Raw genomic sequence first — 11,865 nt, forward strand, 5'->3', positions numbered from 1 at the left:
TCTCGGCTTCGAAGTCGGGCGCGGTGGATCCGATGCTGAGGGCCATGGCGGTTCTCCGTGTGTGGCTGGCCGACACATAGGCCGGTCCACCGCCACTTTGAAGACGGATCAGGCCGCCAGCGCCTTGTTGGACGGAACCAGCCGCGCGGTGGCCGTCGCCTTGGCCACGACGGTCCCGGAGAGGTCCATCAGCCGGCCCTCCAGGAACGCGATGCTCTTGCCGGCCTGGACCACCTGGCCCTCGCCGTAGAGCGGGCCGGGCCGCGCTGGCGCCAGGTAGCTGACATGCAGCTCGATGGTGGGCGTGAACATCCGGCCCTCGGCGTAGATGAACATCGCCGGGCCCATGGTGTCGTCCAGCATGGCCGCCAGGAACCCACCCTGGATGTGGCCGGCCGGATTGACGAACTCAGGCCGCGCTTCGAAGCGGATGCGGATCCACCCGTCGGCCGGGCGGGCCTCCACCACCTCCCAGCCCAGAAGCTCGGCGCAGGGCGGGCGGGGCAGGCCATCGAGAGCGGTCGGAACGGGCATGGGAACTCCTCTCTGCCCTCGCATCCTGCCGACAACCTGCTGACAGCATGGCGGCAGCAGAGAGCCGTTGCAGGGGTTGACGGGAATCCTCCGCGATGGGACCGGCAGGCATGCGCATCCTCCCCCTGATCGCCGCCGGCGTGCTCGCCGCGTCTTCCGCCTTCGCCCAGGACCTGACGAAGGGCGCCGCCGACATCCGCGACAAGGCGCTCGCCGACCCGCTGGCCTGGAACATCACCGAGAGCCTGACGAGCGAGGTCGGCGCTCGCATGACCGGCTCGCCCGCCATGGAGCGCGCCCGCGACTGGGCGGTGGGGAAGTTCAGGGAACTGGGCTTCGAGAACATCAAGGTCGAGGCCTTCACGACGCCGACCTGGTCGCGGGGCGCGGAGTCGGCGGAGGTGGTCGGGCCCGTGCCGCACAAGCTGGCGATCCTGGGCCTGGGGAACTCGTCGCCGACGCCCGCGGGCGGGCTGACCGCGCCGATCGTCGTGTTCAAGAGCTACCAAGCGATGCTGGACCAGCCGCCGGGCTCGCTCAGCGGCAAGATCGCCGTGGTCACCCAGGCCATGGGGCGCACGCAGGACGGCTCGAGCTACGGCGCGGTCGGCGCCCAGCGCTGGGCCGGCGCGGCGGAGGCCGCCAAGCGCGGCGCCGTGGGCTATCTGATCCGCTCCCTTTCCACCGACGACACGCGGCTGCCGCACACCGGCGGCGGCCTGGCCGGTGGGATCCCCGCCGCGGCGCTCTCGCCGCCCGACGCTGAGCTGCTGGAGCGGCTCGCGGACCGGGGCAAGCCGGTGACGGTGAAGCTGCAGATGGCCTCGTCGACCAACCCAGCCTCGCCCGCCTGGAACATCTCGGGCGAAATCCGCGGCAAGGAGAAGCCGGATGAGGTGATCGTCGTGGGCGGCCACCTGGACAGCTGGGATCCGGGCACAGGCGCGGTCGACGCCGCCGCCGGCATCGGCATCACCACCGCGGCGGCCAAGCTGGTCGCCCAGGCCGGCCAGCCCCGCCGCACGATCCGCGTGGTGATGTGGGGCTCGGAAGAGCAGGGCGGGTCGTCCGGGGCCTACGCCGCGGCCCACAAGGCCGAGATGGGCCAGATGATCATGGCCGGCGAGAGCGACGGCGGGGCCGGGCGCATCTGGACCGTGAGCCTACCCCGCGCCGGCGCCGACCACGCCGCCATGACGGCGTTCCGCGCGACACTACCCAAGCTGAACGTGGCCGTGAGCCGCGCCGCGCCGACCAACGGCGGGGCGGACATCGCGGGCCTGATGTTGGGCGGCGTGCCGTTCGTCGACTTCGGCCAGGACATGAGCCGCTACTTCGACCTGCACCACTCGGCCGACGACACGCTCGACAAGATCGACCCCAAGGAGCTGGCCCAGAACGTGGCGGTGTGGGCCGCCTTCCTCTACACGGTCGCCAACTCGGACGTGGACTTCCGTCCCAAGCCTGCTGCGGAGGCCAAGTGAGCCAGCCCCTTTCCGGACATCACGTCGCCGTCCTGATGGGTGGCCTTTCCTCGGAGCGCGAGGTGAGCCTGGTCTCGGGCCGCGAGTGCGCCGACGCCCTGGAGCGGTTGGGCGCGAAGGTGAGCCGGGTGGATGCCGGGCGCGACCTGGCCCAGGTGCTGGCGAAGCTCAAGCCCGACGTCTGCTTCAACGCGCTGCACGGCGCGTGGGGCGAGGACGGCTGCGTGCAGGGCGTTCTGGAGACCCTGGGCGTGCCATATACCCACTGCGGCGTGCTGGCCTCGGCGCTCGCCATGGACAAGGCCAAGGCCAAGGCGGTGCTGGCTGCGGCCGGCGTCGAGGTGCCGGGCGGCGGGCTCTACAACCGCTTCGACGTGGCCAAGGACCACGTGATCAAGCCACCCTATGTGGTGAAGCCGAACGCCGAGGGCTCGTCGGTCGGCGTCTTCCTCGTCTTCGACGGCGCGAATCGCCCGCCGCAGGAGGTGGTGGCGCCGTCCTGGACCTTCGGCGAGGAGGTGATGGTCGAGCCCTACATCCAGGGCAAGGAGCTGGCCGTGGGCGTCATGGACGGCAAGGCCATGACCGTTACCGAAATCGTGCCGAAAACCGGCTTCTACGACTACGAGGCCAAGTACGGCGAGGGGGGCTCGGTGCACATCGTGCCTGCGAAGATCCCGCCACATGCGATTGAGAAGGCGAAGAAACTCTCCGAGATGGCGCACGCGGCCCTCGGTTGCCGAGGCGTTACCAGGTCGGACCTCCGTTATGACGACATTAACGATGTTTTGGTCCTCTTGGAGGTGAACACCCAGCCGGGCATGACGCCGACCTCCCTCGTTCCGGAGCAGGCCGCCGCCGGGGGGGTGGACTTCGACCGGCTGGTGCTTTGGATCACGGAGGACGCTTATGCCCGCGGCGGTGCGGGGGGGATCGCGAGTCACGGCGAAACCCCGGGCCAAGGCGCCCGCTAGTCCGGCCAAGCGCCCCGCAGGCCAGGCGGAGGGGCACGCCGCCCGGCGTCCATCCCCCAAACATATCCTGATGATCGCCGCGGGCGTGCTCACCGCCGCCCTGGCGCTGACCCTCGCCACCGGCGGACGCGGCCAGCAGATCGCCGACGCGGTGGGCCACGGGATCGACGGCAAGTTCGGCGAGGCGGGCTTCCGGCTGGCCACGGTGCACGTCCAGGGCGCTTCGGCGATGGCCACGCCCGACATCGTCCGCGCCGCCGGGATCCACAAGGACGACCCGCTGCTGGGCATGGACCTGGAGGCGCTGCGCGCCCGCGTCGAGGCCGTGGGTTGGGTTAAGGAAGCCCGCGTGGTGCGCCTGCTGCCCGACACCCTGGTGATCGCCGTCAAGGAACGCCGCCAGCTCGCGGTCTGGCAGCACAACGGCAAGAGCGTCGTGATCGACGACCAGGGCCAGGTGATCCGCGAGGCCAACCCGGCGCGCTTCGCCACCCTGCCGCTGGTGGTGGGCGCGGGCGGCGCACAGCACGCCAACGAGATCCTGCCCGTCCTGGTCCAGCGCCCGAAGCTGATGGCGCGCATGGAGGCGCTGGTCCGCGTCGACGACCGCCGCTGGGACCTGCGCCTGAAGGACGGCGCCCTGATCCAGCTCCCCGCCGTCGAGGAGGAGCAGGCGCTGATGCAGCTCGAGCAACTGGACCTGCGCTCGCGGATCCTCGAGCTGGGCTTCGAGCGCATCGACCTCCGCAATCCCGACGTCGTGGCCGTGCGGCCGCGCGCGCCGGCCCCGCCGCAAGACCCCACCGCGCCCGCCCCGCCGCCGGCGGAAGGCGCGTAACGAGAACCGAACGGACCGCATGTTGAAGACCGCCGAACGCCCGAAGGACGCCAAGCCGACCGCCAAAAAGGCCGAACCCAGGAAGGATGGGCGCGACGGCCTCAAGGCCGCCCTGGCGCCGCCCAAGCTGGTGGCCGCGGTCGACCTCGGCGCGTCCAAGGTGGCCTGCTTCATCATGAAGCCCGACGGCGTCCGCCGCGGCGACCGCACGCTGACCACCTGCGGCGTGGGCTACGTCCAGTCACGCGGCGTGCGCGGGGGCGCGATCGTCAACCTCGACGAGGCCTCCGAGGCCATCGCCCAGGCGGTCGAGCGGGCCGAGAACGTGGCCGGCGTGAACGTCCAGGGCGTGACCATCGCCACCGCCGGCGGTCAGCTGGCGTCGTCCCGCGTGCAGGGCCGGGTGTCCATCGGGGCCCGCCCGATCAGCGACAACGACCTCGTCCGCGCGATCCAGAATGCGCTCGCGCAGATCAAGCTACCGGGCCGTAGAGCCATCCACATCCTGCCCATCGCCTGGGCCGTCGACGGCCAGGGCGGCGTGCGCGATCCGCGCGCCATGTTCGGCAAGACCCTGGGCGTCGAGCTGCTGGTGGTCTCGGTTGCCGAGACGGTGTTCGCGACCCTGGGCGCCTGCGTGGAGCGGGCGCACCTGCAGCTGGAAGGCGTAGTGGCCGCGCCGTTCGTCTCGGCGCTGGCGGCGCTGGAAGAGGACGAGCTCGACCTCGGATCCGTCTGCATCGACATGGGCGGCGGCTCGACCTCGGCCTCGGTGTTCCGGGGCGGCAGCCTGGTGCACGTCGAGACTGTGCCTGTCGGCGGCCAGCACGTGACCCAGGACATCGCCCGCGGCCTCTCGACCTCGATCGCCGGCGCCGAGCGGATCAAGACCCTGCACGGCTCGGCCATCGCCTCGGCCAACGAGGATCGCGAGATGATCGAAGCCCCGCCGCGTGGCGACGACCCCGGCGCGGGCCCGGTCGTGGCGCCGCGCTCGCTGCTGAAGGGCATCATCGCGCCGCGCGTCGAGGAGACGCTGGAGCTGCTGCGCGACCGGCTGAAGGCGGCCGGCGCGCCGATCGAGCCCGGCGCGGGCCTTGTGCTGACCGGCGGCGCGAGCCAGCTCGCCGGCGTGCGCGAAGTGGCCGTGCGCGTGTTCGACCGTCCGGTACGCCTGGGCCGCCCGCGCCGCGTGCCGCACCTGGCCGACGCCGCCTCGGGCCCGGCCTTCACCGCCGCCGCCGGCATCCTGCACCGCGCCGCCTTCGGCCCGCGCGAGGCGGTCTCCACCAAGCAGCTGTCGTCGGCCAAGCTGCGCCGCGAGCCCCTGGACCCGCGCGCCAACCCGCTAGCCAAGGCTGCGGTGTGGTTGCGGGACAACCTCTAAGGGTATCCGCTCCGAGGGCCTCGCGCTAAGCTCCGCTCATGCGGATCGTCGTCGCCCCGTTCGTCATTGCTCTATGCGCCGTCGTTCCTGGTGCTGTGGACGCCTGCAGCAGACCGATGACCCCGGCAGAGCAGGCCCGTAGCTTGATCGCGTACCTCGGACCATTCGATGCAGTGGTAGAGGTTCGGGTGACGGCCGTCTCGGCGACGGTTACTTCGGAGAGTCGCCGCCGCGTGCCCAGGCCCCCAGCGTGGTCGAAGGCTTGAAGCCGACGCCGCAGCTCACTCCACGTCGATGAAGACCGGGTTCGCGTAGAACCAGAGGTCGGCCCAGGCGTCCTCGCCGCCGGTGTCGGCGACGGGTTCAAGTTCGTCGGCGCGGTTCGTGCCGCGCAGGCGCAGGTAGGTGGGCTCGGTGACGTTGCGGATCGTGTAGGCGATCGAGATGCGCTCGCCCTTGCGGGTCCAGTCGCGGGGCGTGAAGCGCTTCTCGACGCGGGCCCGTGGGTTGCTGTCGGTGGTGCGGTCGGCGACAGGGGCGCCGATTTCGCTGCGGATCAGGTCGACGCGGACCACCTCGGGCGAGCGGCCGGCGAAGTTCTTGCCGGCCGGGTCGCGCAGGCGGATCACCACCCTCACATCCGAGCCCTTGGCCACCTTGATGCGGCCGCCGATGTCGGCCCGCCGCTTGCCGTCGGGCGACTGGACCGAAACGTCCACCTCCGAGACCAGGTCGCCCAGGGTCACGAACACGCGGCCGTAGCGGATCCCGTCCAGCACGTCGGCGTAGGTGCGGGCGGCCTTCACGTACGTCTTGGAGTATTCGCCCGGCCAGAAGTCGTTGCCGCCGTCGGTGTAGTGGCGGTGCGAGTCCGAGGTGGCGGTCACCCACCAGCGGCGGCCTTCGCCCAGCATGGAGTCCCAGAAGCCGCCCAGGCGCGCGGTCATCTGGTCGAAGCCGCCCATGGTGGGCGCGCGGCCGCCGTAGACGCCGCGAAAGCCGGTGGGCTCGACCGAGCCGTCGGGCTTCATGCCGTTGGCCTGGTGCCCGGGCGCGCCTTCCATACCGACGGACACGTTCGGGGCGGCGTCGTTCCAGTTGCGCAGTTCCGACGGCGAGACGAGGCCGTATTCGCCGACGCCGCGGGCCGTGCGCGACGGGTGGTTGGCGATCACCACGGGCGGGTCGGCGAGGGCGCCCATGTGCTTCAGGGCCTCGATCATCCGCGCCTCCGTGTTCCAGGCGGGGTCGGCGGGCCAGGGTTCGTTGCGGTTGTAGCCCTTCTCGATGCCGAACAGGACGTCGCGCTCGGCGGGGGTGCGGGGCACGATGATGCTGGAGTGCTCGGCGGCGGGCGTATCCAGCTCCATGCCGAAGAAGAGCAGGACGCCGGGGACCTCGCCGCGGGTCTTCACCACCTCGGGATAGGCCTGCTCGCGGTTGAACTTCGAGTGGTTCGGCCCCCCGTGGTCGGTGGCGACCATCCAGGAGAGGCCGTGCCTGGCGCCCATCCGCGCGTTGATCGGGATCGAGTTGGAAGAGTCGCCCCCCTTGATCGGCTCGGGCGGCGACTTGCCGTCGGCCGAGGGCTTCCAGTTGGCGCTGTACCAGCTGTGCACGTGGTGGTCGCCGGCGAGCCAGGTTCGTTTCGCCGGGTCGACCTTGGCCGAACTGGACTTGCCGGCCGGTACAAGCTTGGTCGGCCCGTGCCCCGGGTGGGCATGGGCGGAACTCGCGGCCAGGAGGCCGGCGGCGAGGGCGAGGCACGAGATACGGGGGAACGCCATGAGGGGCCCTTCGTAGCGGCCTCGCCCGCCGTCCGCCAAGCTGGAACGTCGCCCGCGCCACCAACTCGGCCTCTAGCCAACATTGCGAAAGCTTCATCCGGCGCCCGCTTGACGCGGACGTTTACGGGCGTAACCGTTCGATCAACGATTACGGGCGTAGACGATGAAGATCAGCGGGGCCGAGAGCCTGGTCATGGAAGCGCTGTGGCGGCGGTCGCCGCTCGCGGCGGAAGAGATCTTCGCCGAGGTGGGCGAGGCGCAGGGCTGGGCCGAGGCCACGCTCAAGACGCTGCTCAACCGGCTGCTGAACAAGGGCGTGGTGTCGGCCGAGAAGGACGGGCGGCGGTACCTCTACCGGCCGCTGGTGGCCCGCGACGACTATGTGGAGACCGAAAGCCAGGGGCTGCTCGACCGGCTGTTCGACGGCCGACTCGCGCCGCTGGTCAGCCACTTCTCGGAACGCCAGAAACTCACGCCTCAGGACATCGCCGACCTGAAGCGCCTCATCGCGGAGCTCGACGACGATGACGAGTGACCTGCTGACCTTGATCCTGCGGGCCAACCTCGTGGCGGCGGCCGCGATCCTCGTGGCGCTCGCGCTGCGACCCGCCGTGACGCGGCGCTTCGGGGCGCGGACGACCTATGCGCTCTGGGCGCTGGTCCCGCTGGCCGTGCTGGCCAGCCTGATCCCGGGGCGTCGCGTCGTGGTGGAGGCGGGCTCCTCCACGGTGGGGGCGCCGATCGCGGAGCAGGCCCAGGCCGCGGCGCCCGCGGCGCCTGAAGCCATGGTCCCCGACGTGCTGGCCGCGCCGGCGTTCGATCCCGAGCCGTGGCTGCTCGGCCTCTGGGTGGTCGGCGCCGCCGCCAGCCTGGCCGTGCTGGTGTTCCGCCAGGCCCGCTTCCGCCGCTCGCTGGGCGCGCTGACGCCCGAGGGCGGGCGCTATCGGGCGGAGGCGGCCGGTGTCGGGCCCGCCGTGGTCGGCGCGATCTTCCCGCGGATCATCGTGCCGGCCGACTTCGAGGATCGCTTCGCGCCCGAGGAGCGCCGCGTGGTGTTGGCGCACGAGGAGGTGCACTACCGCCGCGGCGATGCGCTGGTGAACGCCGTCGTCGCCGTCGCCCGCTGCCTCTGCTGGTTCAATCCGCTGGCGCACGTGGCCGCGCACTACGTCCGCCTGGACCAGGAACTGGCCTGCGACGCCGAGGTTATCGGCCGGTTCCCGGCGGCGCGTCGCACCTATGCCGAGGCCATGCTGAAGACCCAGCTCGCGCCCATGGCCGGCCCGCTCGCCTGCTACTGGCCGGGCCGCTCGGCGCATCCGATGAAGCGCCGCATCGCCCTCTTGAAGGCGCCGACGCCCACCGCTGCACGCCGCGCCGCGGGTCTCGCGGCGGTCGCCGGGCTCAGCCTCGGCGCCGGCGTGGCCGCCTGGGCGGCCCAGCCGGTGCGGATCGAGACGGCGTCCCCGCCGCCACGCGCGATCACGCCTTTGGCGTATGCGCCGGGCGTCGAAGCGGACCTAAAGGGCCGGTACAGCCCCCGGCAACTCGGCGTGCAACTCGTCGAGGCGATCGGCGAGGGCTATCCGGACGCGATCCGTGGGCTGGTGAAGGCCGGGGCCGATGTGAACGCCCTGGCGCCCGGCGACGGCACGCCGCTGGTGCAGGCCGCCCGGCTGGGCGACGTGGCGACGGCGCGGATCCTGCTGGAGAACGGCGCCGACGTGAACAAGGCCGCGCCCGGCGACGGCAATCCGCTGATCACGGCAGCGGCCCACGGGCGGCTCGAGATGGCCAGGTTGCTGGTCGAGCGCGGCGCCGATGTGAACGCCTTCGTCTTCCACGACGAGACGCCGCTGATCAACGCGGCGCGGGGCGGGAAGGTCGACCTGGTCCGCTACCTGCTCGACCGCGGGGCCGACCCGAACCTGACCGTCCCGTCCGGCAATCGACCCGGCGAGATGCGCTCGCCGCTCTCGATGGCGGCCAACCCCGCCATCGCCGAAATCCTGCGAAGCCGCGGCGCACGCCGCTGATCTCCAGACCCTAAGGAGGCGAAGATGCCCTTCATCGACGCCCGGGAGCTCCCGGGCGACAGCGAAATCGTGGCCGATCTCATCGTCATCGGCGGCGGCCTGGCGGGCCTCGCCCTGGCCCGGGAATGGGCCGGCGGCGGACGCTCGGTGGCCGTGCTGGAAAGCGGCGGCAAGACCTTCGACCCCGCGACGCAGGAGCTCTACCGCGGCGAGGGGACCATGCGCGGTCCCGGCGGGGCCGAGGCGCCGTTCAGCGACTATGTGCACCAGTCGCGGCGGCGGATGCTGGGCGGCTCGGGCAACGTCTGGGGCGGCAAGTGCGTCGCCCTCGACCCGGCCGACTTCGCCGAGCGGAGCTGGGTCCCGGGTTCGGGCTGGCCGATCACGCGGGCGCAGATGCAGCCCTACTACGACCGGGCGAGCGACTTGCTGGACCTGCCGCATTTCCCGCCCGGCGAGACGGATCTGCAGCTCGACGGCAAGCCGGCGGTGGTGATCGACGGGCGCAAGCGCTTCTTCTCGGCGGCGCGGCACTTCACGAAGTACTCGGGCGGGGCCGACCGTGCGGCCTTCGACGGCTGGTGCGCCGCGCCGGCCGAGGCGGCCAACGTGACGGTCTATCTGAACGTCAACGTCACCGAACTGAAGCTGAAGAGCGACGGCCGAAGCCTCGAGCGGCTGGACCTCGCCTGCCTGAACGGCAAGCGCCACAAGGCGCGAGGACGGCTCTACGTCCTGGCCACGGGCGGCATCGAGAACGCCCGCCTGCTGCTGGCGTCGAACAGCGTGGCGAAGGCGGGGGTGGGCAACGGCGCCGACCTGGTGGGTCGCAACTTCCAGGGCCACAGCGTCTTCTCGGTGGACGAGCGGACGAAGGGCCGGGCCTCGGGCGTCTACTTCGGCCGCACCGGCAACACCCTGGAACTCTATACCGACGGCATGAAGGTGAAGAGCCACTGCGTCTTCGCGCCGACCCTGGCCAGTCAGCGCGAGCGCCGGGCCGGGAACGGCACCATCACGCTCGTGCCGTTCCCGGCGCTGGTTGGAGAAGATCGCGAGTTGGCCGCCCTGCGCCAGGTGACGGAGGCGCTGGCGCCCGGCGACGGGAAGGCGGTCGACACCGGCTGCTTCTTCATGACCGAACACATGCCCAACCCCGACAGCCGCATCACCCTGGGCTCGACGTCGGACGCCCTGGGCATGCCGCGGGTGAAGCTCGACTACGTCTGGACCGAGGCCGACTGGAAGAGCCTGGAGAGCACGATCACCGCCTTCTCCCAGGCGATGGGCGAGGCGGGGCTGGGACGGGTGATCTTCCCGGCGGACCGCTCGCAGTTCGTGGCCATCGCGTCCAAGTCCACGTCCCGCCACCACATGGGCGCGACCAGGATGCATCGCGACCCGGCGAAGGGCGTGGTGGACGCCAGCTCGCGCGTCCACGGCGTGTCGAACCTCTACGTGGCGGGAAGCTCCGTCTTCCCGACCTCGGGCATTGGCAATCCGACGCTCACGCTGCTGGCCATGACCATGCGCCTGTCCGACCACCTGAAGACCGAGATGAAGAGGGCCGCCTGATGGATCGCCGCACCATACTGCTCGCGCTCGCGGGCCTCACCGCCGGGGCCGCCACACCGGCCGCGGCCCTGCCGCAGATCGATCCCGAGGGCGCCAAGCGCGTGGGCCGGGCCTATCTGGACGCCCATCCGGGCCAGCGCTTCGACCCCGTCCGGCTCAAGGCCGACCTCCTGCCCGACGGCTGGAACGACGCGGCCGCCGCCAGACTGCGGGCCCGCGCCGCCGGCGATTTCCGGGACGGACGGTTGTTCATCCACAGGGGATGGCGGCTCTCCGACACCGAAGGCCGCCTCTTCGCGCTGGCGGCCTTGACCCCAGCCTGAGCTTCCGGGACCAACCTTTCCCAGCGTTACTGTTGATTCGGACGGCCTTCTCTTGGGGGAAAGTCCGAAAAACCTGTTCGGCAAAGCTCGCTCAAGTTCCGACTCAGAGTATGCGGTTAACACTCGATTAAGGGTGTCGGCGCGTACTTAACGCATCGTTACTCAGGGTGCGTCGGGCGACGGGGTGTCGGACGCGCAGACTGCAAATTGGGGAAGGACAGGACGTCCCATGGCCATCTCGCTCTCCGCGCCGCGCGCTACTGAACTCAAGCCCAGGATCGTTGTATTCGGCATCGGCGGGGCAGGCGGCAACGCGGTCAACAACATGATCGAGGCCGGCCTGGAGGGGGTCGAGTTCGTCGTCGGCAACACCGACGCCCAGCAGCTCCAGTTCGCCAAGACCGAGCGCCGCATCCAGCTGGGCGTGCAGGTCACGCAGGGCCTGGGCGCCGGCGCCCATCCCGAGGTCGGCATGAGCGCAGCCGAGGAGAGCATCCCGGAGATCGGCGAGCACCTCGACGGCGCCCACATGGTCTTCATCACCGCCGGCATGGGCGGCGGCACGGGCACCGGGGCTGCGCCGATCATCGCCAAGTGCGCGCGTGAGCGCGGCATCCTGACGGTGGGCGTGGTGACCAAGCCCTTCCACTTCGAGGGCCGCCACCGGATGCGCCTGGCCGACGCCGGGATCACCGAGCTGCAGCGCTACGTCGACACGCTGATCGTCATCCCGAACCAGAACCTGTTCCGCGTCGCCAACGAGCGGACGACCTTCGCCGAGGCCTTCGGCATGGCCGACCAGGTCCTGCACTCGGGCGTGCGCTCGATCACCGACCTGATGGTGCTGCCGGGCCTGATCAACCTCGACTTCGCCGACGTCCGCACGGTGATGACCGAGATGGGCAAGGCGATGATGGGCACCGGCGA

Annotated in this window: 11 protein-coding genes; 9 read left to right on the top strand and 2 right to left on the bottom strand. The window is 71.1% G+C overall.

Going from position 1 to position 11,865, the window contains the following annotated elements; genetic code table 11:
- Positions 1-108: 108 nt before the first annotated feature.
- Entirely contained in the window at positions 109-534 is a 426-nt protein-coding gene (locus VGD44_RS20955; RefSeq protein WP_331090324.1) for a PaaI family thioesterase, read from the bottom strand.
- 110 nt (positions 535-644) lie between these two features.
- Between VGD44_RS20955 and VGD44_RS20960 the strand changes: the two genes are divergently transcribed.
- The 4 genes from VGD44_RS20960 to ftsA are packed head-to-tail and all read left to right on the top strand — an operon-like array spanning position 645 to position 5,217.
- Positions 645-2,018 carry a M20/M25/M40 family metallo-hydrolase gene (locus tag VGD44_RS20960; RefSeq protein WP_331090325.1) on the top strand — a complete coding sequence of 458 codons (1,374 nt, stop codon included), beginning with the start codon at positions 645-647 and terminating at the stop codon, positions 2,016-2,018.
- A gap of 35 nt (positions 2,019-2,053) precedes the next feature.
- On the top strand, positions 2,054-2,992 hold the full coding sequence (locus VGD44_RS20965; RefSeq protein WP_414694704.1) for a D-alanine--D-alanine ligase: 939 nt from the start codon (positions 2,054-2,056) through the stop codon (positions 2,990-2,992).
- Positions 2,928-3,830 carry a cell division protein FtsQ/DivIB gene (locus VGD44_RS20970; RefSeq protein ID WP_414694702.1) on the top strand — a complete coding sequence of 301 codons (903 nt, stop codon included), beginning with the start codon at positions 2,928-2,930 and terminating at the stop codon, positions 3,828-3,830. Before VGD44_RS20965 ends, VGD44_RS20970 begins: the two co-directional genes overlap by 65 nt.
- Positions 3,831-3,852: 22 nt before the next feature.
- Positions 3,853-5,217 (top strand): cell division protein FtsA, encoded by a 1,365-nt coding sequence (gene ftsA / locus VGD44_RS20975; RefSeq protein ID WP_414694703.1) that lies wholly within the window; start codon positions 3,853-3,855, stop codon positions 5,215-5,217.
- 281 nt (positions 5,218-5,498) lie between these two features.
- Here the strand turns inward: ftsA and VGD44_RS20980 are convergent, their stop codons facing one another.
- A complete protein-coding gene (locus tag VGD44_RS20980) occupies positions 5,499-7,004 on the bottom strand; it encodes a phosphoesterase (protein WP_331090329.1) in 1,506 nt (501 codons plus the stop codon).
- Positions 7,005-7,167: 163 nt separating this feature from the next.
- Here VGD44_RS20980 and VGD44_RS20985 point away from each other — a divergent pair, with 163 nt between their 5' ends.
- The 5 genes from VGD44_RS20985 to ftsZ form a co-directional block, all read left to right on the top strand.
- Positions 7,168-7,539: a BlaI/MecI/CopY family transcriptional regulator gene (locus tag VGD44_RS20985; RefSeq protein ID WP_331090330.1), complete on the top strand. Its 372-nt coding sequence runs from the start codon at positions 7,168-7,170 to the stop codon at positions 7,537-7,539.
- Positions 7,529-9,040 carry a M56 family metallopeptidase gene (locus tag VGD44_RS20990; RefSeq protein ID WP_331090331.1) on the top strand — a complete coding sequence of 504 codons (1,512 nt, stop codon included), beginning with the start codon at positions 7,529-7,531 and terminating at the stop codon, positions 9,038-9,040. The genes VGD44_RS20985 and VGD44_RS20990 overlap by 11 nt, the downstream gene beginning before the upstream one ends.
- A 24-nt stretch (positions 9,041-9,064) precedes the next feature.
- On the top strand, positions 9,065-10,615 hold the full coding sequence (locus VGD44_RS20995; RefSeq protein ID WP_331090332.1) for a GMC family oxidoreductase: 1,551 nt from the start codon (positions 9,065-9,067) through the stop codon (positions 10,613-10,615).
- Positions 10,615-10,938 carry a hypothetical protein gene (locus VGD44_RS21000; RefSeq protein WP_331090333.1) on the top strand — a complete coding sequence of 108 codons (324 nt, stop codon included), beginning with the start codon at positions 10,615-10,617 and terminating at the stop codon, positions 10,936-10,938. The genes VGD44_RS20995 and VGD44_RS21000 overlap by 1 nt, the downstream gene beginning before the upstream one ends.
- 229 nt (positions 10,939-11,167) lie before the next feature.
- Positions 11,168-11,865 (top strand): cell division protein FtsZ (ftsZ, locus tag VGD44_RS21005; protein ID WP_331090334.1); only part of this gene is annotated, 698 nt, incomplete at its 3' end.

The sequence above is a fragment of the Phenylobacterium sp. genome, from assembly GCF_036402295.1.
Classification (GTDB): domain Bacteria; phylum Pseudomonadota; class Alphaproteobacteria; order Caulobacterales; family Caulobacteraceae; genus Phenylobacterium.

Excerpts from the sequence above, each read along its gene's own strand:
- VGD44_RS20955 (WP_331090324.1), bottom strand. The coding sequence starts at position 534 with ATGCCCGTTCCGACCGCTCTCGATGGCCTGCCCCGCCCGCCCTGCGCC.
- VGD44_RS20960 (WP_331090325.1), top strand. The coding sequence starts at position 645 with ATGCGCATCCTCCCCCTGATCGCCGCCGGCGTGCTCGCCGCGTCTTCC.
- VGD44_RS20965 (WP_414694704.1), top strand. The coding sequence starts at position 2,054 with ATGGGTGGCCTTTCCTCGGAGCGCGAGGTGAGCCTGGTCTCGGGCCGC.
- VGD44_RS20970 (WP_414694702.1), top strand. The coding sequence starts at position 2,928 with ATGCCCGCGGCGGTGCGGGGGGGATCGCGAGTCACGGCGAAACCCCGG.
- VGD44_RS20980 (WP_331090329.1), bottom strand. The coding sequence starts at position 7,004 with ATGGCGTTCCCCCGTATCTCGTGCCTCGCCCTCGCCGCCGGCCTCCTG.
- VGD44_RS20985 (WP_331090330.1), top strand. The coding sequence starts at position 7,168 with ATGAAGATCAGCGGGGCCGAGAGCCTGGTCATGGAAGCGCTGTGGCGG.
- VGD44_RS20990 (WP_331090331.1), top strand. The coding sequence starts at position 7,529 with ATGACGAGTGACCTGCTGACCTTGATCCTGCGGGCCAACCTCGTGGCG.
- VGD44_RS20995 (WP_331090332.1), top strand. The coding sequence starts at position 9,065 with ATGCCCTTCATCGACGCCCGGGAGCTCCCGGGCGACAGCGAAATCGTG.
- VGD44_RS21000 (WP_331090333.1), top strand. The coding sequence starts at position 10,615 with ATGGATCGCCGCACCATACTGCTCGCGCTCGCGGGCCTCACCGCCGGG.